Annotated in this window: 13 protein-coding genes and 2 pseudogenes; 14 read left to right on the top strand and 1 reads right to left on the bottom strand. The window is 39.6% G+C overall.

Going from position 1 to position 26,527, the window contains the following annotated elements; all coding sequences use genetic code 11:
• The first annotated feature begins 1 nt into the window (after position 1).
• Genes EJF25_RS08990 through EJF25_RS08975 form a run of 4 tightly spaced genes read left to right on the top strand, consistent with a single transcriptional unit; the run spans position 2 to position 9,662 of the window.
• On the top strand, positions 2-1,063 hold the full coding sequence (locus EJF25_RS08990; RefSeq protein WP_125040959.1) for an efflux RND transporter periplasmic adaptor subunit: 1,062 nt from the start codon (positions 2-4) through the stop codon (positions 1,061-1,063).
• Positions 1,064-1,111: 48 nt separating this feature from the next.
• Entirely contained in the window at positions 1,112-4,222 is a 3,111-nt protein-coding gene (locus EJF25_RS08985; protein WP_125040958.1) for an efflux RND transporter permease subunit, read from the top strand.
• Between the two features lie 2 nt (positions 4,223-4,224).
• Positions 4,225-8,934, top strand: coding sequence for an efflux RND transporter permease subunit (locus EJF25_RS08980; RefSeq protein WP_125040957.1), 4,710 nt, complete (start codon positions 4,225-4,227; stop codon positions 8,932-8,934).
• A gap of 14 nt (positions 8,935-8,948) precedes the next feature.
• A complete protein-coding gene (locus tag EJF25_RS08975) occupies positions 8,949-9,662 on the top strand; it encodes a hypothetical protein (protein ID WP_125040956.1) in 714 nt (237 codons plus the stop codon).
• A 49-nt stretch (positions 9,663-9,711) separates the two neighbouring features.
• Here EJF25_RS08975 and EJF25_RS08970 read toward each other — a convergent pair whose 3' ends face one another.
• Positions 9,712-11,925: a patatin-like phospholipase family protein gene (locus EJF25_RS08970; RefSeq protein WP_125040955.1), complete on the bottom strand. Its 2,214-nt coding sequence runs from the start codon at positions 11,923-11,925 to the stop codon at positions 9,712-9,714.
• Between the two features lie 274 nt (positions 11,926-12,199).
• On the opposite strand from EJF25_RS08970, the gene EJF25_RS08965 reads away from it, so the two are divergent.
• The 10 genes and pseudogenes from EJF25_RS08965 (at position 12,200) to EJF25_RS08925 (ending at position 26,524) form a co-directional block, all read left to right on the top strand.
• Positions 12,200-13,393 carry an efflux RND transporter periplasmic adaptor subunit gene (locus EJF25_RS08965; protein ID WP_125040954.1) on the top strand — a complete coding sequence of 398 codons (1,194 nt, stop codon included), beginning with the start codon at positions 12,200-12,202 and terminating at the stop codon, positions 13,391-13,393.
• Between the two features lie 3 nt (positions 13,394-13,396).
• Positions 13,397-16,504 (top strand): efflux RND transporter permease subunit, encoded by a 3,108-nt coding sequence (locus tag EJF25_RS08960; protein ID WP_125040953.1) that lies wholly within the window; start codon positions 13,397-13,399, stop codon positions 16,502-16,504.
• A complete protein-coding gene (locus EJF25_RS08955; RefSeq protein ID WP_125040952.1) occupies positions 16,501-17,880 on the top strand; it encodes an efflux transporter outer membrane subunit in 1,380 nt (459 codons plus the stop codon). The genes EJF25_RS08960 and EJF25_RS08955 overlap by 4 nt, the downstream gene beginning before the upstream one ends.
• Positions 17,881-18,065: 185 nt before the next feature.
• Entirely contained in the window at positions 18,066-19,712 is a 1,647-nt protein-coding gene (locus tag EJF25_RS08950) for a diphosphate--fructose-6-phosphate 1-phosphotransferase (RefSeq protein WP_125040951.1), read from the top strand.
• 176 nt (positions 19,713-19,888) lie between these two features.
• Positions 19,889-20,776: a glycoside hydrolase family 25 protein gene (locus EJF25_RS08945; protein WP_125040950.1), complete on the top strand. Its 888-nt coding sequence runs from the start codon at positions 19,889-19,891 to the stop codon at positions 20,774-20,776.
• A 74-nt stretch (positions 20,777-20,850) separates the two neighbouring features.
• On the top strand, positions 20,851-22,197 hold the full coding sequence (gene lpdA / locus EJF25_RS08940) for a dihydrolipoyl dehydrogenase (RefSeq protein WP_125040949.1): 1,347 nt from the start codon (positions 20,851-20,853) through the stop codon (positions 22,195-22,197).
• 46 nt (positions 22,198-22,243) lie between these two features.
• Positions 22,244-22,966: a lipoate--protein ligase family protein gene (locus tag EJF25_RS08935; protein ID WP_125040948.1), complete on the top strand. Its 723-nt coding sequence runs from the start codon at positions 22,244-22,246 to the stop codon at positions 22,964-22,966.
• Positions 22,967-23,053: 87 nt separating this feature from the next.
• Positions 23,054-23,221, top strand: a pseudogene (locus EJF25_RS26555) (biotin/lipoyl-containing protein); the annotation flags it as partial.
• A gap of 231 nt (positions 23,222-23,452) precedes the next feature.
• Positions 23,453-24,454: pseudogene (locus tag EJF25_RS08930) on the top strand (dihydrolipoamide acetyltransferase family protein); the annotation flags it as partial.
• Positions 24,455-24,490: 36 nt separating this feature from the next.
• Positions 24,491-26,524, top strand: coding sequence for an alpha-ketoacid dehydrogenase subunit alpha/beta (locus tag EJF25_RS08925; protein ID WP_125040946.1), 2,034 nt, complete (start codon positions 24,491-24,493; stop codon positions 26,522-26,524).
• Positions 26,525-26,527 lie beyond the last annotated feature (3 nt).

Here is a 26,527-nt window from a genome sequence, read left to right as displayed (position 1 = left end):
CATGAAACAGTATTACATTTTAATTGCATCTACTTTATTAGTAACTATATCATTAATTAGCTGTGGTCAAAGACCGCAAAATGCACCTAATGACATCGCCACTCCTGTATCTGTGATCGAACTTAAAAAAGGGTCGATCAGTAAATTAATAAATACAACTGGGACTGTACAGCCTACTTATGGGGTGTCTTTGAACTCAGAAATGAGTGGGAGTTATAAACTTCAGAACAATCCAAGAACAGGAAAACCCTTTAAAATGGGAGACCGGGTAAGTAAAGGACAACTGATTATTAAATTGGAAGATAGAGAGTATGAAAATGGAATTGCTATTGATGCTAAAAAGTTAAGTCTTGAAATAGCAGAGCAAGAGCAAACCAAGCAGAAAGCTCTTTATGAAAAAGGGGGAGTAACCGTGGGTGAAATGCGGAATTCAGAAGTAAAAGTGACCAGTGCCCGGTACGATTACGATAATGCTCAGCTCAATCTGGAAAAGATGAAAGTAATAGCTCCATTTGATGGCGTTATTGTTGATCTACCTCATTATACGTCTGACAGCAAGGTCGAGCAAGGTAAACCAATGGTAAGTTTGATGGCTTATGACAAAATGTATATGGATATCAATTTGCCGGAAAGCAGTATTCGTTATGTTAAGGAATCACAACCGGTATATATCACTCATTATACCATACCAGGTGACACATTGAGAGGGAAAATCAGCGAATTATCTCCGGCAATCAGTACAGAGACCCGTACTTTTAAGGGAAAAGTCCTGATTGATAATGATCAGCTGAAACTGCGGCCGGGTATGTTTGCCAAAGCGGACATTGTGGTAGATAGAGCTGATAGTTCTATTATTATTTCCAAAGACGTCATTTTGTCTAATCGTCGTCGTAAATATGTATATATAGTTGAAAAGAACACTGCAAAGATACGTAATCTGGAAACCGGTTTGGAGGATGAATATAACATTGAAATTTTATCCGGTCTTAATGTAAACGATAATCTGGTAGTGAGAGGTTTTGAGACATTGAAAGAGGACGCAAAAGTGAAAATTCAAAAGTAATTTGTTAGTCTGATGAACAAATACACCTCTCAAAAATAGGAAACACGTATGAAGAATATAATCAAATTTGCAGTAGGCAATCCGGTTACGATTTGTATGATTGTATTTGCCCTTTTGTTGTTGGGAAAAGTATCATACGATCAATTGAGTGTAGACTTATTGCCCGATCTGAACAATCCGCGCTTGTTTATCGAGCTGAAGGCTGGCGAACGTCCTCCTGAAGAAATCGAAAAACAATTCGTGAAGAATATGGAGGCTATGGCTATTCGACAGAGTGATGTTACGCAGGTCTCTTCCGTGATCAAGGCGGGGACTGCCCGAATCACTGTTGAGTATACTTGGACAAAAGATATGGATGAGGCTTTCCTCGATTTGCAGAAAGCTATGAATCCATTTGCTCAAAACAAGGATATTACTGAATTGAAAATTACTCAGCATGATGCTAATCTGTCACCCGTAGTGCTGGTAGGTATGTCGCATCAGAGCATTACAGATATGGCGGAACTGCGGAAAATAGCCGAAAGTTATATCCGGAATGAATTGATTCGATTGGAGGGTGTTGCCGAAGTTACTCTTTCGGGAGAGGAGGTGAGTACGTTGACTATTCAAACAGATCCTTATAAACTAAACGCATTCCAGCTAAAGATAGAAGATGTCGCTTCCCGTATCGAATCAAACAACCAGAGTATATCCGGGGGGCAGGTTAGTGAACTGGGATTACAGTACTTAGTGAAGAGTTCAAGTTTGTTCACAACAGAGGCTGATTTTGAAAATCTGATTGTGGGTTACAAGCCGGTGCAGCAACAAGGTACTTCTGGAAACAACTCTTCCGAGGTTGTTGATGCAAATAAAGCACCTATCTTTTTGAAAGAAATAGCAACTGTGCAGTTTATGAATGCTCGTCCGGAGAATATCGTTCGTATCAATGGCCAGCGTAGCATCGGTTTGTCTATTTATAAAGAGATGCGTTTTAATACGGTGAAAGTGGTAGATGAGGTAACCCGTAAGTTGGCTGTGATAGAGAGTGCGCTCCCCGGTTATCATTTTCAAGTGATTTCCAATCAAGGTACGTTTATAAAAAGTGCGATTGGGGAAGTAAAAAGCAGCGCTTTATTGGGGATAGTTCTTGCTATTGTTGTATTGTTCATATTCCTTCGTCGAATGGGGACGACATTAATTGTCAGTCTTGCTATCCCAATTTCGATTGTAGCTACTTTCAATCTAATGTTTTTCAATGGACTTACATTGAATATTATGACGTTGGGAGGACTTGCTCTTGGTGCAGGTATGTTGGTGGATAATGCCATTGTAGTGATAGAAAGTATTTTCCGAAATCAGGAGAAAGGGCTGAGTATCAAGGAGGCTGCTATTACGGGAACTGCTGAGGTTGCCAATGCGGTAATAGCTTCTACTTTGACGACTATTGTAGTATTTCTTCCGATTGTTTATCTTCACGGAGCTTCAGGTGAATTGTTCAAGGATCAAGCGTGGACGGTTACTTTTTCGCTTTTGTCTTCTTTGTTTGTAGCTATTTTGGTGATACCCATGCTGTATATCCAGCTTTCCGGTAAGAAAGTGAAGATGGAGGAGGTGAAATCAATCCGAATGACAGGATATAGCAAAATACTTCGCAAATTGGTTCAGCATCGTTGGTGGGTGATTGGTGCTGCAATATTATTACTTATAGTAACAGGTTTGCTGACTCCGTTTATTGGAACTGAATTTATGCCTCGGACTGAAAGCAAGGCTTTTACTGCTGTCGTTAAAATGCCCGAAGGTACGCAGATGGAACGTACTTCTGCGGCAATAGGCAATTTAGAAGAATTGTTGTACACTATTGTCGGAGGTGATTCATTGTGTACGGTATATAGTCACGTCGGAGAAGGGAGCGGGTCTGAAAATGCGATCTTTGAGGGAGAAAATACGGCAATGATGAAAGTGATCCTTTCACCGGAATGTGCTCTTTCATCGGAAAAGGTAATTGCTCAATTCGTCGAGTCAGCGAAGAATCCTGATGGTTTGGAAGTGACGATCCGGCAGGATGAGAATTCTTTGAGCTCGCTTTTAGGCAGTGAAGGAGCTCCTATCATTGTAGAAGTTAAAGGTGAGGAACTGGATGAGATCGCAGAAATCACTGAAGAGGTAAAAGATAAAATGTTGGGGGTAAACGGGCTATATGATGTAAGTACTTCTATAGAAGATGGTGCTCCGGAAGTTGTAATTTCCATCAACCGTACCATAGCCGGTATTAATAACTTGAGTGTTGCTACAGTAATTGAACAGCTAAAGCAGCAATTAAGTGGTAAAGAGGTTGGAAAAATGGAATATCGTGGAGAGATGCGTGATATCGTAATTAAGGTTCCAGACATACCTTTGAGTTCTCTTGGGTCGCTTGTCATCAAAAGTGGTACACAGGAGTTTCTATTGCAGGAAATTGCTACCATTACTCATGGGCAGGCTCCTAAGGAGATATTGCGCCGCAATCAAAGCCGTATTGGTAAGGTAATGGCAAATATGGATGCCAGTAAGTCACTGGATAAAGTAGCAGAGGAGGTACGTCAAATGGTTAAGGAAATTGACCTGCCCGCAAATTATACTATTACGGTAACTGGAGAAGAGGAGAAGCGACAGGAGTCTATGAATAGCCTATTGTTTGCTCTGATACTCTCTGTTGTGCTTGTCTATATGGTGATGGCTTCTCAGTTCGAATCATTATTGCATCCTTTCACGATTCTGTTGACTATTCCTTTAGCTGTAGTAGGTGCTATTTTACTTTTCTTCATTACAGGAACAACCATTAACATGATGGGGGTCATCGGTATTGTGATGTTGGGAGGTATTGCTGTCAATAATTCTATCATTTTGGTAGATCGTATTAATCAGCTTAGTCAGGCGGGAATGGAATTGACCGATGCGATTGTGGAAGCAGGACAACAACGTATCAGACCTATTATTATGACTACGCTGACTACTGTTTTGGCGATGCTTCCGATGACATTTGATTTTGGTGAAGGTGCTTCTTTGCGTTCGCCGATGGCTATTGCTGTAATTGGAGGTTTGATTACTTCTACTTTGATGAGCTTGATGGTTATCCCTTGTGTATATTATGTCTTGGAGAAACTCAAAAGGCGTATAAATCACCGAACTAAAAACAGCTAAAGATGAACTTTTTACTAAATAGGAGAATTACGATTTGTATGTTGTTTATTGCGCTTAGTCTTTTGGGCTATGTGTCGTATAAACAACTTCCGGTGGAGTTGTTGCCTAATGCGGAACTTCCGGTATTGTTTATTCAAGTTTCGTCACAGCAAGATATGGATCCTTCGTATGTAGAGTCGGAAATCGTTATTCCACTTGAAGGGGCAGTCAGTGCGATAGGAGGAGTAGACAAACTGCAATCTAGAATTGACAGGAGACAATCGAGCATACAAATTGATTTTAAGAAGAATATCAACTTTAAGATGACCTCTCTTAAACTACAGGAGAAGGTGAACGAGATTGCCGCTTCTTTTCCTAGTGGCTTCACCGTGCAGGTGCAGAAAGTTGATATTGCTCAAATGAGTAATAACTTTATGGTACTTCAGGTACGTGGTTCCGGGGGAACCGACCGCGTTAGAAATTTAGTGGATGATCATATTCGTCCTGACCTGGAGAATATAGATGGGGTAGCTTCTGTCAATGTATATGGAGGACGGCAAAAGGCTATTGAGGTGCGTCTCAATCCGGAAACATGTAAGGCCTTGAACCTCACGCCATCTAAAATAAGCAGTCTTCTTTCGCAAAACACGCAGGAAAAAACATTTGTAGGTTTTGCTAATGAGCCGGATAGTAAGAATTTCGTCCATGTCAATGCTATGTATACGGAAGTGGCTGATTTGGAAAATATTGTTGTGGCACCGGGACCTATTTTACTGAAAGATGTGGCAACGGTATTTTTTGATTTGAAGGAAGAAACCACTTATAGTCGTGTTAATGGGAAGGAAGCTGTTTCGGTTGCCTTGATTAATGATTCGCAAGCTAATCTGATTGAACTTTCACATCGTGTTTCCGATGTGGTGGATACGCTGAATGAGAAGTTGGCTCCATTTGATCTGGAAATAGTGGTTCAGGAGAATAAAGCGGAAACTATGGAGGATAATATCGATCAAATCATTAACCTGGCGTTAGTGGGCGGTTTGTTGGCTGTGTTTATTCTTTGGCTTTTCTTGAAAAATATGCGGTTGGTATTTTTCATTGCACTTTCTATTCCTATCTCTGTTTATACGGCTTTCAACTTCTTTTATGCTTCAGGAATTACTATCAATAGTCTTACATTGGTAGGAATGGCGTTGGCGATCGGAATGTTGTTGGATAACAGTGTGGTGGTGCTTGAAAATATTTATCGCTTGTCAGGGAGTGGTTGTACCCCCGAACGTTCGGTTACTCAAGGAACCAAAGAGGTGTGGCGTTCTATTGTGGCAGCTACGCTGACCACAATTACTGTATTCTTGCCGTTTGTCTTTTCCGATAATTTCTTGATCAAGTTGATTGGTCATCATATCGGAGTTTCTATTATCTCTACTTTGACTATCTCTTTATTTGTTGCTTTACTTTTCATTCCCATGGTTACTTATCTGATCTTGAAAAAGAAAAACGGTAATAGTATCATTTATGAAAAGGTATCGATTGTGCAGCGTCCGATGCAGATTTATCTGGTTTTATTAAAAACTTGTATGCGCAATCCTGGAGTCACTATTTTCGGATCTGTGGTTTTGCTTTTTACGACTCTCATACTATCGCTGACATTGAATGTGCAGCAGATGAAAGAAGTAGAATCTGACCGGTTCGATATTAGTGTAATGATGAATACCGGAAGTACTCTTGAAAATACAGATAAGATAGTTCGATTATTGGAAGAACGTTTGGCTGATGTACCCGAAAAGAAAGATTTGATTTGTCGTGTTCGGGAAAAAGAGGCAACTCTTACCCTTGTTTTACAAGATGATTATCAGAAGATAGCTAAACGGAAAATAGCGGATATTAAATCGGATGTACAGAGTAAAGTCTCAAACATAAACGGAGCTGAGATATATGTTTCTGATCCCATGGGAGGGGGGGGAGATAATTCTGCTCTGAGTAGTCTCGGTGGTTTTATGCGTTTATTGGGTATAGGAAATAATCGCGAACGGGTCGTTATCCGAGGGGCTGATTTTGAAATGATGCAAATGGTAGCTGAGGAGGTGCGTTATTTATTGGATGGACAGGATTTTGTGCAAGGTACTCACGTATCTTTTACTCCTCGGCAACCGGAAATAAATTTGAATTTTGATCCGATCTTACTGACTACTTATGATATTAACCGCAACAATATTACTTCGGGATTGACATCGCTCAATCGTGAGTTCTCTTCAGAAGCTACTTTTAAGGTAGGAGATGATACGTATGATATTATCATTCGCGACGAAATACCGGAAGAAGAAACTGAAGAGGAGGCAAAAGAAAAGGCTCAAAAGGAAAAAACAGTAGATGATTTGCGGGCTGTTCAAATAGAGAATGCCAATGGCGGCATGCATAATTTGGAAGATATATCAACCATCAACTACGGTCGTGGACGTTCCCGGATAATACGTGTCAATCAGGATAAGCAGATTGAGGTATATTATAATTTTCCAAGAGATGTTCAGTCTTCAAAAGATTTGCTGGAAGGATATCGTTCTGATATTGATCAGTTGATCGCTAACTATAACCTTCCTGCCGGAGTAGCTGTGCAAGTATTTCATGAAGAGGATGAGTTCGGAGATTTCAAATTTCTCATATTGGCAGCATTTATTCTGATCTTTATGATTCTTGCTTCTGTTTTTGAGTCTGTCGTGACGCCTTTTGTATTGCTTTTTACTATACCATTGGCGGCTATCGGTTCTTTGTTGGCATTGCTCCTTACCGGTAATAGTTTAATGAATGCGAATACATTGACAGGATTTTTGATATTGTTGGGAGTGGTTGTTAATAACGGAATTATATTGATCGATTACGCTAACATTTTGCGCTCAAGGGGGTATCATCGTAACAGAGCGTTGATGATTGCCGGTATGTCCCGTATTCGTCCGATTTTGATTACTTCCATCACAACGATTGCTGCTATGCTTCCGTTGGCTATGGGAGATACAGAGTATGCAGGAGCTATTGGTGCGCCATTTGCAATTACAGTAATCGGCGGACTTCTTTTCTCTGCTTTATTGACACTGATTTTAATTCCTACTGTTTGTATGGGATTGGAGAATGTGCTTCAGTGGTATCGTTCATTATCCCTTAAGATATGGATAGCTCATCTTGTTCTTTTTGTAGTCGGTATAATTAGTATTTGGTTGTATGCCGATGGAATGCTCTGGCAAACAATCTATCTGGTAGCATTAATTGCAGGTATACCAGGTATGACCTACTTTGCACAGACTAGTCTCCGACGAGCAAAATCGAAGGTAATAGATCCGAGTGAGGAGATACATATTTCTGTCAGGAATCTGGTGAAAATATATGATTGGCCGGGGCGTTTCAGCCGTCAATGGCGTAGTGGATTGCAAATACGTAAACATTTGGGATTGAGTAACGAATATCATTCATTGAAGGATTTTGTGAATGTATTGTGGCAATTTGGCATTCTGGTATTCGGTATTTATTTCACTTATTTCTTTATTCAAAACAGACTTTGGATATTCTTGTTCTCATTTGCCATTTATGCATCTGTTCTGTATTTGTGGAAGAAAGTGCGTTCTTATTTGTATTATCGTTATGAGAATAGTGGGCGAGTGAAGATGGTCAATCGTGCGATATTCTGGAGTCTCCCTCCTATAATATTGTTTGAGTTATTCAGGAAGATGGATAATAACGGTCTGGTGATCATGATCGGATTGTTATGGATTGTAGGTATTGCCATTTATGTTACTTCTCAGTATTTATATGATCATAATATAAATATAGAGCGCGTGTCCGGACGTTATGCAGGACTTCGTCGTTCCTATTTCCGTATGGTAAAAAGTATCCCATTGATTGGAAAACGGCGCAAACCTTTCAAAGCATTGCGTGGTGTGTCATTTGAGATTCAAACAGGTATGTTCGGCTTGTTGGGACCTAATGGAGCCGGAAAATCAACTTTGATGCGCGTGATTTGTGGAATATTTGAACAAAGTTATGGAAGTATATGGATCAATGGTCTGGATACTCGTATCTACAGGGAAGAATTGCAGAGCTTGATAGGGTTTCTGCCTCAGGAATTTGGTACTTACGAAAATATGACATCGTGGGAATTTCTTGATTATCAGGCTATATTGAAAGGTATTGTTGATGGAAAGTTACGTAAGGAGCGTTTAGATTATGTTCTGAAAGCAGTGCATATGTATGAACGTAAAGATGAAAAAATCGGTTCATTCTCAGGCGGTATGAAGCAACGTATCGGCATTGCGCTTATCTTACTCCATTTACCACGTATTCTGGTTGTAGATGAGCCTACGGCAGGGTTGGACCCACGTGAGCGTATACGTTTTCGTAATCTATTGGTCGAGTTGAGTAAAGATCGTGTGGTCATATTCTCTACTCATATCATTGAAGATATATCCAGTTCTTGTAATCAGGTAGTGGTGATCAATAAAGGTGAACTGAAGTACTTTGGTAATCCTTCGGACATGGTAGAAATGGCTAATGGAAAAGTATGGCAGTTTAATATTGATAAGACAGAATTTGAAAAGGTGCTGGATAAATCATTGGTAATACATCATATTCAACAAGATGACTCTATTTTGGTACGTTATCTTTCTATAGATCAACCTTATGAGGGAGCTGTGGAAGTAGAAGCTAATTTGGAAGACGCTTATCTTTGTCTATTGAAGAATATGAATTAAAAGAAGAGAAGGATATGACATTGAATCAAATTATACAGTTGTTGCCCAAAGTCGTAAAATATAACCTGAAGATTATATTTGCCGGGAAGTTTATCTGGTTTCTTTTGGCGGCATTTAGCTTTTTTGCCTTTTTTATGTTCCAGAATGCATGGCAACGGGAGGAAATTAATGAAGGACTTATCTATGGTATCCTTCTATTTCCATGTATATTGCTTATTTTCTATCCGGCTGTGTTCGGTATTCAAAATGACGAAGATAGCCGGATATTGGAAATTCTTTTTGGCATTCCGGATTATAAATATAAAGTCTGGGGGGTGCGGTTACTTATGATATATGTAGCTATTTTTGCTATTTTAATTGTTTTTTCATATGTGGCTATTATTTTATTGTATCCGGTCAATCCGCTTGAGATGTCTTTACAGTTGATGTTTCCGGTACTTTTCTTCGGTAATATGGCTTTTATGCTTTCTACTATTACACGAAGTGGAAATGGGACAGCCGTATTAATGATTATCATAGGTATTGCACTAATCTTTGTTAGTAAAATGAATGGTATGGATCGTTCTTTCTGGAATGTCATGTTGAATCCTTTTGGTATGCCTGAAGGTTTTCATCCGATGATATGGGAAAGTGTCCTCATAAAAAATCGTATATTTCTTTTTTCTGCTAGTTTAATCTGGGCGATGATTGGATTACTGAACTTACAGAAAAGAGAAAAATTTGTGTAGTATGGAAATATATTATTGAGTTTTTATGCAACGACCTCTGAAACTTAAGTTAAAAATAATACCCTAAATTTACATAACAGCTTCCTTTATCGGTTCGATTGGAATATCCAAATGTGATTTCCAACGGACCGAAGATACTGTCCATGCCATATCCCGCACTGATCCCATACAGTTGTTTGCCTCTTAGGATATCGAAGAAATTGCTATCAGTCAATCCATAATTACCAGTCAGGGTGAGATAATGAATACTTCCCATCCGTTGGCGAAACTTTATTGAGGCAATCATAATAGAATTATCCATTAACTCTATATTCGTAATTCCTGCAAAAGGCAGTTGCTGGGGAATATACAGGCCATACACTTCGCCACCGATTGCATTTTGTATCGGATAAGGAAAATCTTTCCCTATCAATATACGTCCATAGATGGAAGGTATGATGGAAAACCGGCGCGTAACGGGGATAACGCTAGCCCAAGAGCCTTTTAATGCAGAGAATGGAGCATGGTCATTATACTGTGCCATATTATCTGTATAAAGTGAATAGGAGGCACTGAAATCACTTCCTTTAGAAGGAAAATATCCCTTATCATATGTATTATAATGGACTTGAGCAAAGTAGCTCAAGAGGTGTTCTGATTCAATACCCAAATCGGTTAACTCAGACTTTTTAAACAAAAAGTCTTTGTATTTATAATATTCGAAGCGGAAGCCGAGTCCGAACCGGAAATTCTTATACCAAACGTCTGAAAAACCAAATTCTGCCAGATGGTATTTGTAAGTTAGGTTATAGGAGCGGTCACCTTTATCATATATGTTGATATCATTATACTGAAACATATATGAAAAATTGAAGTTACGTTGTTGCATAGGTTCAAGAGTATAATCAATCCGTGCGGCATACCGTTTACCCAATCGTCCGGTAAGGGAGATCCGGGAAGGTATATGAGTCTTAATATCTGCGGTGCCATTGATTAACAGAGAAGCTATTTCTTCCGAATCGAAGCGAATTCCAAGGTTGATTCTTTTTTCATATTTTTCTTCAAGTATGAAAGTCAGGTGATATCCTTCAGAAGTATGCGTCAGTTTGTAGCTGGCACTGGAATAGGATTGACTACCCCGTAACTGGAATAGAGCTTGTTCTATTTGTTGGGTGGTGATATCACTGTCTTCTTTTAGATTACATTTTTTCATCAGCCATTTCTTATCCTTTGCTTCTACACCGGAGAAAGAGATTTTTGTCACGAAGATTGTGCGGGAATTTGAGAGAGAGGAATAGGGACCGTGTTGTTTGGGAACATAGTCATCTGAAATCCCAATCTTCTTTTTTAGGGCAATCAAAGAATCCCATTGTGCTCGTGCTGCTTCTTCTCCGCGTTGCATCAGAGAATCGATAGCTGCCGGTGTGAAACTGGCTGAAGAATATCCATCTACATTCACATGAATATAAGTATCTGTTAGGTCTACGTTCTTTTCATGATTAGTTTGACAAGTCAGATCAACAATTTGTCCTAGAATATCAGGGGCACTATTGAGCTTGTCGGCACTTTTCAGAGCGTTTTGCACATCCACTCCGATAATTATATCAGCGCCCATAGCCTTAGCAACATCTGCCGGATAGTTATTGACGATTCCACCATCTACAAGTACCATACTGTCCATTCGTACCGGAGTAAACACCCCAGGAATGGCCATACTTGCACGCATAGCGGTTGAAAGCACTCCTTCATGGAACACAACCTGGTCACCATTAACAACGTTTGCCGACACACAGGCAAAAGGAATGGGCAATTTATTGAAACTGATGGAATCATGATAACCTACCGTTAGGTCGGAGAATAGATTGGCAAGGTTTTGTCCTTTTATAAGCCCACCGGCAATCTCTTTTGGATTCTTTGTGAATGGAATAGAGACAATATGTTTTTCGGAACGCTCGCGATCCGTAAGCGACATGGAACTACGTTTGATACGGTCACTTAAAAGAAAAGTCCAGTTTTGTTTTCGTACCATACTGTCCAACTGTTCTGGAGTATAACCGATTGCGTAAAGTCCGCCTACTATAGAGCCCATACTAGTGCCTACTATATAATCAATGGGAATTCCTGCTTCTTCGATGACTTTTAGTGCTTTTATGTGAGCCACTCCCTTTGCACCGCCGCCACTTAGCACTACACCCACCTTTTTTCGTTGTTGCTGAGCGTGAACAGAAAAAGGAATTAATAAACCGATTAATAAAACCAATATGGGAAATAGTTGTTTTTTCATTATAGTACGGTTTGAAATTAACGATCATTTTATACAATACAAATGTAGGAGATAATTTGTTTAGTTGTTGAAGTGTAAATCAGAAAAAATGTTCCAAAAGTCGTTATTGTGGATTAATTCTACATCTTTAAAGCGATTTCCACATTTTGTGTATATTATGTCATTTTTGTAATATATTGATTATCAAAGAATAAGTATTTTGCGGAGAAAATGGAACGATATTTGTAAAATGCAGAGTAGACAAACATAAGTTAATTTAAATAATTGATTCGATATGAGATCATTTTTTTCGAAACGAGAGTTGAAACTGAGTAGAAGTAGAACCATTGCTGCTATTATTTGTATGATTTGCGTATTAGCAACATATTGGATATTGACTCGCCCTCAGAAAGTAGAACCGGAGATTCCAACAGTAATATTAGAACCAGCTGTAAAAGATGATGTGGAAATTTTTGGAGAGTATGTAGGACGTATTCGTGCCCAACAATTTGTAGAAGTACGTGCTCGTGTGGAAGGTTATTTGGAGAATATGCTTTTTGCAGAAGGTACTTACGTGAATAAAAACCAAGTATTGTTCGTTATCAATCAAGATCAGTATCGTGCAAAAGCCGATAAGGCGAGAGCCCAGTTGAAGAAAGATGAAGCGCAGGCATTGAAAGCGGAACGTGATTTGAAACGTATTCGTCCATTGGTTGAACAGAACGCAGCCAGTCAGCTTGATTTGGACAATGCAGAAGCAGCCTATGAAAGTGCTGTTGCAACGGTAGCCATGAGTGAGGCTGATTTAGCTCAGGCCGAACTTGAATTAGGATATACAGTAGTTCGTTCTCCGTTATCCGGTCATATCAGTGAAAGAAATGTGGATTTGGGAACATTAGTAGGACCGGGAGGTAAATCTTTGCTCGCTACCATTGTTAAGAGTGACACGGTATTGGTAGACTTTAGTATGACAGCACTAGACTATTTGAAAAGTAAGGAACGTAATATTAACTTGGGACAAAAGGATTCAACTCGTTCCTGGCAGCCAAATATTACTATTACTCTGGCTGATAATACCGTATATCCATATAAAGGATTTGTAGACTTTGCTGAACCGCAGGTAGATCCTCAGACTGGTACATTTTCTGTACGCGCGGAAATGCCCAATCCTAAACAAGTATTATTACCGGGACAATTTACCAAAGTAAAACTTTTGTTAGATGTACGTGAAGGTGCAATTGTAGTACCGATGAAAGCTATTACGATTGAGAAAGGCGGAGCATATATTTATACAGTGCGTAAAGATGATACGGTGGAGAAACGTTTTATAGAATTAGGTCCTGAAGTAGGAAATAGAGTGGTAGTAGAAAGAGGGCTGGCCGTAGGCGAATTGGTTGTAGTAGAAGGTTTCCATAAGTTGACTCCTGGAATGAAAGTAAGATTCGGTGAGTCGGAAGAGGAAATAATGATTAATGCCAAAGAAGAATAATTTATGAAAGTTACATTTTTTATAGATAGACCTGTATTCTCAGCAGTAATTTCCATCGTTATTGTGATTGTCGGAATCATTGGTTTGACCATGCTTCCGGTGGATCAGTATCCGCAGATTACGCCGCCGGTGGTAAAGATTAGTGCTTCTTACCCGGGTGCAAGTGCATTGACTGTCTCACAGGCTGTGGCAACTCCGATTGAGCAGGAAATCAATGGTACTCCCGGTATGCTTTATATGGAATCTAGCAGTTCCAATTCCGGAGGATTTTCGGCAACAGTCACATTTGATGTTTCCGCTGATCCGGATTTAGCTGCAGTAGAAATACAGAATCGTGTGAAATTGGCAGAATCCCGTCTTCCGGCAGAAGTTATTCAAAATGGTATTTCTGTGGAGAAACAGGCACCTAGCCAGTTAATGACTCTTTGTTTGACTTCTACTGATCCTAAGTTTGACGAAATTTACCTGAGTAACTTTGCGACTATCAATGTACTTGATGTAATTCGTCGAGTTCCTGGAGTAGGGCGCGTTTCAAATATTGGTAGTCGTTATTATGCGATGCAGATCTGGGCTCAACCTGATAAGTTGGCAAACTTTGGATTAACTGTACAGGATTTACAAAACGCCTTGAAGGATCAGAATCGTGAATCTGCTGCCGGTGTATTGGGACAACAACCTGTAAAAGGCTTGGATATAACTATTCCTATTACTACTCAGGGACGTCTTTCTACTGTAGGACAGTTTGAAGATATTGTGGTACGTGCCAATGCTAATGGTTCTATTATCCGATTAAAAGACGTAGCACATGTCTCATTGGAAGCTTCTTCGTATAGTACGGAAAGTGGTATTAATGGTGAGAATGCCGCAGTACTTGGAATTTATATGTTACCGGGTGCGAATGCTATGGAAGTTGCGCGGAATGTGAAAGAAGCGATGGATGAAATCAGTAAGAATTTCCCTGAAGGATTAAGTTACGAGATTCCGTTTGATATGACGACATATATATCAGAATCTATTCATGAAGTATACAAGACCCTATTTGAAGCATTAGTACTGGTAGTATTGGTCGTATATCTGTCGTTGCAAAGTTGGCGTGCAACTCTGATACCGGTTGTAGCAGTACCCATTTCATTAATCGGTACCTTTGGTTTTATGCTGATATTTGGTTTTTCATTGAATATTTTGACATTGCTAGGATTGATCCTTGCTATCGGTATTGTGGTGGATGATGCGATTGTTGTGGTAGAAGGGGTGGAACATATCATGGAAACAGAAAAATTGAGTCCCTATGAAGCAACAAAAAAAGCGATGACCGGATTATCAAGCGCATTGATTGCTACTTCACTAGTGTTGGCAGCGGTATTTGTTCCGGTTAGTTTCTTGAGTGGAATTACCGGACAATTATATCGTCAATTTACAGTGACGATTGTGGTATCCGTACTTATTTCTACTGTTGTAGCTCTAACGCTGAGTCCCGTTATGTGTTCTTTGATTTTGAAGCCGGATAATGGAAAGAAAAAAAATATCATTTTCAGAAAAATCAATGAATGGTTGGGAATTGGCAGTAATAAATATGTGTCTGCTGTGACACGTACAATCAAACATCCACGTCGGATATTAAGTGCTTTCGGAATGGTGTTGATTGCTATTCTACTTATTCACAGAATTATTCCTACCAGTTTTTTGCCAGTAGAAGATCAGGGTTATTTTAAGATAGAATTAGAATTGCCCGAAGGAGCTACATTGGAACGTACTCGTGCTGTGACCGATCGTGCTATTGCCTATTTGGAAAAGAATCCATATATCGAATATATTCAGAATGTAACAGGTAGTAGTCCACGTGTGGGAAGTAATCAGGGGCGTGCCGAATTAACAGTGATTCTAAAACCCTGGGAGGATAGAAAAAGCACTACTATTGAGAAGATTATGGATACGATAGAGAAACATCTCAAAGAATATCCGGAATGCAAAGTATATTTGTCTACGCCTCCTGTTATTCCGGGATTAGGTAGTTCCGGAGGGTTCGAAATGCAATTGGAGGCTCGTGGTGAAGCTACTTTCGATAATTTGGTGGATGCGGCCGATACTCTGATGTATTATGCCTCTAAACGTAAAGAACTGACGGGATTGTCTTCTTCTTTACAATCGGAAATTCCTCAACTTTACTTTGATGTAGATCGGGATAAAGTAAAAATGTTAGGAGTACCTTTAGCTGATGTGTTTTCTACGATGAAGGCTTATACCGGTTCGGTATATGTGAATGACTTTAATATGTTCAATCGTATATATAAGGTCTACATTCAGGCAGAAGCCCCTTATCGTGAACATAAAGATAATATCAATCTGTTTTTTGTGAAAGCATCTAATGGAGCAATGGTACCACTGACTTCTTTAGGAAATGCATCGTACACCACAGGGCCTGGTAGTATTAAGCGTTTCAATATGTTTACTACAGCTGTTATTAGAGGTGCTGCTGCACAAGGATATAGTTCGGGACAAGCGATGGAAATAATGGAGCAGATTGTTCGTGAACATCTTCCTGATAATATCGGTTTGGAATGGAGTGGATTGTCTTATCAGGAAAAAAAAGCTGGAGGTCAGACAGGTATGGTTATGGCATTGGTCTTTCTGTTTGTCTTCTTGTTTCTCGCTGCACAGTATGAAAGTTGGACGGTACCTATTGCAGTACTGTTATCTTTGCCGGTAGCTGCTTTAGGAGCTTATCTCGGAGTTTGGGTCTGCGGTTTGGAAAACGATGTCTATTTTCAAATTGGATTAGTGATGTTGATTGGACTTGCAGCTAAAAATGCGATCTTAATTGTGGAGTTTGCCAAAGTACAGGTAGATAAAGGAGAAGATTTGATACAGTCGGCCATCTATGCAGCTCGCTTGCGTTTCCGTCCGATTCTGATGACTTCATTAGCTTTCGTACTTGGAATGCTTCCGATGGTATTGGCAAGCGGCCCCGGTTCTGCCAGTCGACAGGCAATTGGTACAGGTGTGTTTTTCGGAATGATATTTGCCATTGTATTTGGTATTATTCTTGTACCTTTCTTCTTTGTAATGGTATATAAAACAAAGTCGAAACTTTTAAAACATAAGAAATCATGAAACGAAAAAATCTATATATTACCATTCTATTATTTGCTGTAATCATGACTTCCTGTAAAGTTGGGAAAAACTATGTCCGCCCGGATCTCTGTTTACCTGATAGTTTGGAACAGAATCAGGACACCGTTAGTTTTGGTGAACAGGATTGGAGAGAAATTTATACGGATACAACTCTCTGTAACCTGATAGATCGTGCATTAGAGCATAATAAAGATATGTTGATTGCTGCTGCTCGTGTGAAAGAGATGGCAGCTCAGAAGCGAATATCTACGGCAGCATTGCTTCCTGATATAAAAGGAAAAGTAACTGCAGAGCGTGAATTAGAAAATCATGGTGGAGATGCTTTCAAGAAAGCTGATACATTTGAAGCTCAGTTTCTGGTTTCATGGGAATTAGATCTTTGGGGGAATTTACGTTGGGCACGATCAGCGAGTGTAGCTGAATATTTGCAATCTGTGGAGGCGCAACAGGCCCTTCGAATGACAATTGTTGCCGAAGTGGCTCAGGCATATTATGAACTGGTTGCTTTAGATACAGAACTTGACATTGTAAAACAAACGTTGAAAGCCCGTGAAGAAGGAATACGTCTTGCTCGTATCCGTTATAACGGCGGATTAACTTCCGAAATACCATATCGTCAGGCACAAGTTGAGTTGGCACGTACTGCTACTCTAGTACCGGATTTAGAACGTAAAATTTCTCTGAAAGAAAACGATATTGCTTTTCTTGCCGGTGAATATCCTAACAAAATTGTCCGTTCACATTTGCTTCAGGGATTTAATATCCCGGAAACACTTCCGGTCGGATTGCCTTCTGCTTTATTGGAACGTCGTCCGGATATTCGTCAGGCAGAGCAAAAACTGATTGCGGCTAATGCTAAAGTCGGGGTAGCTTATACAAATATGTTTCCACGTTTAGCACTGACCGGAGGTTTTGGAACGGAAAGTACTTCTCTTTCGGAACTTTTAAAATCTCCTTATGCAGTCATGGAAGGAGCTTTACTCACGCCTATATTCGGATGGGGAAAGAATCGTGCAGCTTTGAAGGCAAAGAAAGCCGCTTATGAAGCAGAGGTACATAATTATGAGAAGTCTGTACTGACGGCTTTTAAAGAAACCCGTAATGCTATCGTAAACTTTAATAAGATAAAGGAGGTATATGCTCTTCGGGCCAATCTGGAACATTCGGCAAAGAGTTACATGGATTTGGCACAGTTACAGTATATCAATGGATTTACTAATTATCTGGATGTATTAGATGCTCAACGTGGATATTTTGACGCTCAAATTGGTTTGAGCAATGCCATTCGTGATGAATTGATTGCTATTGTTCAACTTTATAAGGCTCTTGGCGGAGGATGGAAAGTAAATAATTGATGAAAGGATGTGTAATAACATTCTTTGGATACTCCGAATTATAGAACAGAGTTCTGTCAATCGTGAATTTACAGATATAAAAGTTTCTTTGCTTCTTTTGTATTCCGGAAAAAAATGCGAAATTTGCAACGCTTTTCAAGTTTAGCAAGAAACTTACTAACACCTTATAAATAAAAATAAAGAAAATGACTAAAAGTGCATTGCAAATCGCAAGGGCTGCTTACCAGCCCAAACTTCCGAAAGCGTTGGCATCTGGAGCTGTAAAAGCTGTAGAAGGCGCAGCTACTCAGTCTGTAGCAGATCAGGAAGCTATTAAAGCTTTATTCCCTAACACTTATGGAATGCCGTTGATTACATTTGAAGCAGGAGAAGCTGTGAAACTTCCTGCAATGAATGTAGGTGTTATCCTTTCAGGCGGACAGGCTCCTGGTGGACACAATGTAATTTCAGGTTTGTTTGATGGTATCAAGAAATTGAATCCGGAAAATAAATTGTATGGTTTCATCTTAGGTCCTGGTGGTTTGGTTGATCATAATTACATGGAACTGACTGCAGATATCATTGATGAATACCGTAATACAGGTGGTTTCGATATAATCGGTTCTGGCCGTACTAAATTGGAGTCAGAAAGTCAGTTTGAAAAAGGTTTTGAAATTATCAAGAAGTTGGGTATCAAAGCACTGGTTATTATCGGTGGTGATGACTCAAACACAAATGCTTGTGTGCTGGCTGAATATTATGCTGCTAAGAAATATGGCGTACAGGTAATCGGTTGTCCTAAGACTATTGACGGTGACTTGAAGAATGATATGATTGAAACATCTTTCGGTTTCGATACAGCTTGTAAAACTTATGCAGAAGTAATTGGTAATATTCAACGTGACTGTAACTCTGCACGTAAATACTGGCACTTCATCAAATTGATGGGTCGTTCGGCTTCTCATATCGCATTGGAATGTGCTTTGCAAGTACAACCTAACGTATGTATCATCTCTGAAGAAGTAGAAACGAAAGATATGTCTTTGGATGATGTAGTAACATACATTGCTAAAGTCGTAGCTGATCGTGCTGCACAGGGACATAACTTCGGTACTGTTTTGATTCCAGAAGGATTGGTTGAATTCATTCCGGCAATGAAACGTCTGATTTCTGAACTGAATGACTTCCTGGCAACTAACGCTGAAGAATTCTCTCACATTAAGAAATCTCACCAACGTGATTATATTATCAGTAAGCTGACTCCGGAAAACTCTGCAATTTATGCAAGTCTGCCGGAAGGTGTAGCTCGCCAGCTGTCTTTAGATCGTGACCCACACGGAAACGTTCAGGTATCGTTGATTGAAACAGAAAAACTGTTGTCTGAAATGGTAGCTACTAAGTTGGCTGCTTGGAAAGAAGAAGGCAAATATGTTGGTAAGTTTGCAGCTCAACATCACTTCTTCGGTTACGAAGGACGTTGTGCTGCTCCGTCAAACTTCGATGCTGACTACTGCTACTCTTTGGGTTACACAGCTTCCATGTTGATTGCTAATGGTAAAACAGGTTACATGTCATCTGTACGTAACACAACTGCTCCTGCTGCTGAATGGATTGCAGGTGGGGTGCCTATTACAATGATGATGAACATGGAACGTCGTCATGGCGAGATGAAACCGGTTATTCAGAAAGCTTTAGTGAAACTGGATGGTGCTCCTTTCAAAGCATTCGCTTCACAACGTGATCGTTGGGCTGTTGAAACTGACTATGTATATCCGGGTCCGATTCAGTATTTTGGTCCGACAGAAGTATGTGATGAACCAACTAAGACTTTACAGTTGGAACAAGGAAAATAAATTTATTTCAGGAAACTGTGGTGAAAAGCAGTTCCCATGAAGAAATACTTAGACGCGGATAACGCAGATAAATGTAGATTTTTTAGAATCCGTATTATCCGCGTAAATCCGCGTTTAAGTAATATAGCATAAGGCTTTTAATCTAATCTCTAAAATTATTTGCCGTTAAAAAAAGAATGCCTTCACGTAATAATCCTATTTCTGTTGTTCAAAAGAAGAAACCTGTTTCTTCCACTAGAAAAAAGAGCGCTTCTTCTAAAACTTCCCGTACCTCCCGGAAAGTTGAGAGTAAGCATAACCGTCCAATGTCAAATTGGCTTCGAAATGTGTTGGCAGTAATTATTATTGTTTGTTTTTCCGTTATTTTCTATTATTTCTTTGTCCGTCCCTATGCTTATCGTTGGCAAACTTGTCATGGTCGTAAAGAATATGGAGTATGTATTCCCGGCGGATATGATGTTCACGGTATTGATATTTCCCATTATCAAGGAAAAATAGATTGGAGCAAATTGTTGCAGAATAAAAATACGGATTTTCCTTTGCATTTTGTTTTCATGAAGGCCACAGAAGGAGGAGATCATGGGGATGATACCTTTGAAGCCAATTTTGCTGATGCACGCGATCATGGTTTTATACGTGGAGCTTATCATTTTTATATTCCCGGTACAGATGCACTGAAACAAGCTGACTTTTTTATCCGCACGGTAAAATTAGATTCTGGTGACCTTCCTCCGGTACTTGATGTCGAAGTGAGTGGAAGAAAGGAGAAAAAGGAATTGCAAAAAGGCATTAAGCGTTGGTTGGACCGTGTGGAATCTCATTATGGAGTGAAACCTATTTTATATACCTCTTATAAATTTAAAACCAAATACCTGGACGATTCTATTTTTAATACTTATCCTTATTGGATTGCCCATTATTATGTTGATTCTGTGAAATATCAAGGTAGATGGGACTTTTGGCAACATACTGATGTGGGAACTGTTTCCGGTATTCCGGTGAATGTAGATCTAAATGTATTCAACGGAACGTTGGAAGAACTTAAAAAGATGACGATTAAATAGTTATACTTCTTCTCTCCAAAACTAACTTCTTCTTTTATTTGTTATAATCGTATTATTAATAAATAAGTACGATTATGAATTTTGATATAGCTATTATTGGTGGTGGTCCTGCTGGTTACACGGCTGCTGAACGGGCTGGTGCAAATGGGTTGAAAGCCGTTCTTTTCGAGAAAAAAGCGATAGGTGGAGTCTGTCTCAATGAAGGATGTATTCCGACTAAGACTTTACTTTATTCTGCAAAGATACTGGATAATATTAAGAGTGCTTCTAAATATGGAATTTCTTCCGAGTCCCCTTCTTTTGATTTAACTAAGATAATGAACCGTAAAGATAAGACGGTGAAAATGCTGACGGGTGGGGTGAAGATGACGGTTAATTCTTATGGAGTGACGATAGTAGAAAAAGAAGCTTATATAGAAGGAGAAAAAGGAGGGTTGATTCATATCTCTTGTGACGGAGAAACTTATCAGGTGAAATATCTTCTGGTATGTACCGGATCTGATACAGTCATACCTCCAATTCCGGGATTATCCGATATTAAATATTGGACTTCCAGAGAAGCATTAGAAATAAAAGAACTTCCGGAAAGTTTGGTGATTATTGGTGGTGGAGTTATAGGTATGGAATTCGCTTCTTTCTTTAATAGTATGGGAGTGAAAGTATCTGTAGTAGAAATGATGCCTGAGATCTTGGGTGCTATGGATAAGGAGACAAGTGCTATGCTTCGCTCGGAATATGCAAAGCGTGGAGTTACTTTCTATCTGAATACTAAAGTTGTGGAGGTAAAACCTACTGGCGTTGTTATTGAGAAAGGAGGGAAGAACTCTACAATAGAAGCAGAGAAGATTCTCCTTAGTGTGGGACGTAAGGCAAACATTGCTAATGTTGGGTTAGACAAACTTTCTGTTGAACTTCACAGAAATGGAGTACAAGTTGATGAACATTTACAAACTTCTCATCCTAGGGTATATGCTTGTGGGGATATTACAGGCTATTCTCTTTTAGCACATACAGCCATTCGTGAAGCTGAAGTAGCTATTAATCATATTTTAGGAGTTGATGACCGGATGAATTATGACTGTATTCCGGGAGTTGTCTACACCAATCCTGAAGTTGCAGGAGTGGGTAAAACAGAAGAAGAACTTATAAAACAAGGTATTCCTTATCGTGTAATGAAACTTCCAATGGTATATTCCGGTCGTTTTGTAGCAGAGAATGAGCAAAGCACAGGAATCTGTAAGCTGATTCAGGATGAGTTTGGACGCATTATCGGATGTCATATGTTGGGAAATCCGGCATCAGAGTTAATTGTAATAGCAGGTATTGCTATCCAGAAAGGATATACAGTAGAGGAATTTCAGAAGAGTGTATTTCCACATCCCACAGTAGGAGAGATTTATCATGAGGTATTGTTCTCATAAAGTTTAGTCTTTGCTTTCAATAATACCAATATAATAATCAGTATTTATGTCCCGTTATATTTCTAGTCCATTTGCAGACATTTATTTTCATTTGGCTGCGGAAGAATATCTGTTGAAGCAAAGTACTGATGACGTGTTTATGCTTTGGCAGGATACTTCTTCTGTGGTATTGGGGAGACATCAGCGAGTCTGTGCAGAAATTGATTGTAATTGGGCAAAACAACAACAAATTCAAATAGCAAGGCGTTTTTCAGGTGGAGGAACAGTATATCATGATTGGGGAAATGTTAATCTGGCTTTTATAGAAACCGTTTCCCGTATTCCCGATTTTACCGTATATCTACAACAGACATTAGATTTTCTATCCTCATTGGGTTTAAATGCTCAAGGAGATGAACGTCTGGGAATTTATTTGAATAAACTAAAAATATCGGGAAGTGCACAATGTGTCTATAAGAATAGGGTACTGTATCATTGTACGTTACTTTATGATACAGACCTTGATATTTTAAATAAAGTCCTGAATCCACAGGAGGAAAATATAACTAATACTTCTCAAATTAAATATGCTGTACCTTCAGTCAGAAGTGAAGTTACCAATATACGTAATAGTAACTTTACGGAAACTGTTGATAAATTCAAGGAGATTGCTTTTCAATATTTCAGTCGGGGAGAAGTGGAAAGTTTTTTCAGTAATGAAGAATTGAAAGCGATTGGGCAACTTCGTGAAAGTAAATATATGCAAGAAGAATGGATATTCAGTCGCTGACATCCGGTTAAAAATACTTTAACTTAAAACTTTCTTTTTCAGCGACTTGTTCTACAATATCATAGTTGAATAATAAAATTACTGTTTATGTCAAGATTCGAAATAAAAATGCCTAAGTTGGGCGAGAGTATAACAGAAGGAACGATTGTTTCCTGGTCTGTAAAAGTAGGGGATACCATTCAGGAGGATGACATCCTGTTTGAAGTAAATACTGCTAAGGTAAGTGCGGAGATTCCTTCTCCGGTTGCTGGAAAAGTTGTAGAAATCTTATACAAAGAGGGAGATACGGTAGCAGTGGGAACTGTGGTTGCTGTTGTCGATCTGGATGGAGAAGAATCTTCGGAAGAAACTACTGCAAGTGAAAAAAAAGGAAAAGAAGAAGCTAATCCTTCGGTGAACACTACATCTGTTGTAAATGAGATAAAAACGTCAGTAGAATCAGAAAGCAAACCTATTGAAACAAAAGATAAGCCTCAGGAGTTAAATCCTGTTGTTGTGACCGAAGAACGTTGGTATTCTCCTGTCGTGATTCAATTAGCCAGAGAAGCCAATATTCCTAAAGAAGAATTAGATACGATACAAGGAACAGGCTATGAAGGTCGGTTAAGTAAAAAAGATATAAAAGATTATATAGACAAGAAGAAACGAGGCGTATTAAATACCTCTAAAACTTCTGCCGCCGTTTCCTCCGCATCTTCTGTTAAATCTGCCTCTTCCGCTTCAGCATCCTCAACTACGACTACTTCGGCTGCTACACCGAAACAAACAGCCACAACTGCATCTAATATACCGGGAGTAGAAGTGAAAGAAATGGATCGTGTCCGCCGGATCATTGCCGATCATATGGTTATGTCTAAAAAAGTTTCTCCTCATGTAACCAATGTAGTCGAAGTAGATGTTACCCAATTGGTACGTTGGCGTGATAAGAACAAGGATGCATTCTTCCGTCGTGAAGGAGTGAAATTAACTTATATGCCTGCAATTACTGAAGCCGTAGCTAAAGCTTTAGTAGCCTATCCTCAAGTAAACGTATCAGTTGATGGATATAATATCCTTTTCAAGAAACATATCAATATTGGTATTGCTGTTTCCTTAAATGATGGAAATCTGATTGTTCCTGTAGTACATGATGCAGATCATTTGAATTTAAATGGATTAGCGGTTGCTATTGATTCGTTGGCCATTAAGGCACGCGATAATAAACTAATGCCGGAAGATATTGATGGAGGTACATTTACCATTACTAACTTCGGTACGTTCAAAAGCTTGTTTGGTACACCGATTATCAATCAACCACAGGTTGCCATATTAGGAGTAGGATACATCGAAAAGAAACCGGCTGTTGTTGAAACACCGGAAGGAGACACGATTGCTATCCGTCATAAGATGTATTTATCTTTATCCTATGACCATCGGGTGGTAGATGGTATGTTGGGAGGTAACTTCCTGCATTTTATAGCAGACTATCTGGAAAACTGGAAAGGCTGATAACTGATTGTTTCATTCATAAAGAACTCATTAACTATGAAAAAGTATGATATAAAGACTACAGATGTGGAAACCCTGAAAAAGTGGTATCATCTGATGACATTAGGACGCGCCTTGGATGAAAAGGCTCCATCCTATTTGCTACAATCTCTGGGCTGGTCTTACCATGCGCCTTATGCAGGCCACGATGGTATTCAGCTAGCTATCGGACAGGTGTTCACACGCGGTGAAGATTTCCTGTTTCCTTATTACAGAGATATGCTGACCGTTCTTTCTGCCGGAATGACTGCAGAAGAAATTATCCTGAACGGAATATCCAAAGCAACCGATCCGGGTAGTGGGGGACGACATATGTCGAACCATTTTGCCAAACCAGAATGGCATATCGAAAATATCTCATCGGCTACCGGAACACATGACCTTCATGCGGCAGGTGTAGCTAGAGCCATGGTCTATTATGGACATAAAGGAGTTGCTATCACTTCTCATGGTGAATCTGCCACTTCCGAAGGTTTTGTTTATGAAGCCATCAATGGTGCCAGTCTCGAACAGCTTCCTGTTATTTTTGTCATTCAGGATAACGGATATGGTATTTCCGTACCGAAATCCGAGCAAACAGCCAATCGTAAAGTCGCTGAAAACTTTTCCGGTTTTAAAAACCTGAAAATCATCTACTGTAATGGTAAAGACGTTTTCGACTCTATGAATGCAATGACCGAAGCACGTGAACACGCTATCAATACCCGTAATCCGGTTATTGTACAAGCAAACTGTGTTCGTATCGGTTCCCACTCCAATTCGGATAAACATACTCTCTATCGGGATGAAAACGAGTTGGAGTATGTAAAAGACGCCGATCCTCTGGCAAAATTCCGTAGAATGTTACTTCGTTACAAACGTCTGACAGAAGAGGAATTGCAACAGATAGAAGCAGTAGCAAAGAAAGAACTTTCTGCTGCCAACCGGAAAGCATTGGCAGCACCCGATCCGGATCCAAAAAGCATTTACGACTTTGTAACTCCGGAACCTTATCAACCTGAAAAATACAAAGACGGTACTCACAACGAAGAAGGGGAGAAAACCTTTATGGTGAATGCCATCAACGAAACGCTGAAAGCGGAATTCCGAAGGAATCCGAATACGTTTATCTGGGGGCAGGATGTAGCTAACAGGGATAAAGGCGGTGTATTTAATGTAACCAAAGGAATGCAACAGGAATTTGGAGATGCACGTGTATTCAGTGCTCCGATTGCTGAAGATTACATTGTTGGTACAGCCAACGGAATGTGTCGGTTTGATCCGAAGATTCATGTCGTTATAGAAGGAGCGGAGTTTGCCGACTATTTCTGGCCGGCTGTGGAACAATATGTAGAATGTACACACGAGTATTGGCGCAGTAATGGAAAGTTTGCTCCGAATATTACCCTGCGATTGGCTTCCGGAGGTTATATCGGTGGAGGATTATACCATTCTCAGAACATAGAAGGAGCTTTAACCACCCTTCCGGGAGCACGCATTGTCTGTCCCTGTTATGCAGACGATGCTGCCGGATTACTTCGAACCAGTATACGTTCTAAAGGATTTACTTTGTTCTTGGAACCCAAAGCATTATATAATTCGGTAGAGGCTGCAACTGTTGTTCCCGAAGACTTTGAAGTACCTTTTGGTAAAGCTCGTATTCGCCGCGAAGGAACCGATCTGAGTATTATTACTTATGGTAATACGACACATTTCTGTTTACACGCTGCGGAACAGTTGGAAAAGGAACGTGGATGGAAAGTAGAAGTCGTAGACATCCGTTCGTTAATGCCATTGGATAAAGAAGCTATCTTCGAATCGGTGAAAAAGACAAGTAAAGCATTGGTTGTTCATGAAGACAAAGTCTTTGCCGGTTTTGGTGCCGAGCTGGCTGCAATGATTGGCTCTGAGATGTTTCATTACTTAGATGGACCGGTTCAACGTGTTGGTTCTACCTTTACTCCTGTAGGGTTCAATCCACTTCTGGAGAAAGCCATTTTGCCGGATGAGGCGAAAATATATGAAGCTGCTAAAAAGTTATTAGAATATTAACTC

The sequence above is a fragment of the Bacteroides faecalis genome, assembly GCF_003865075.1.
Taxonomy (GTDB): domain Bacteria; phylum Bacteroidota; class Bacteroidia; order Bacteroidales; family Bacteroidaceae; genus Bacteroides; species Bacteroides faecalis.
Note: the sequence above shows the minus strand (reverse complement) of the source record. Positions and strands in the feature narration are given on the sequence as shown.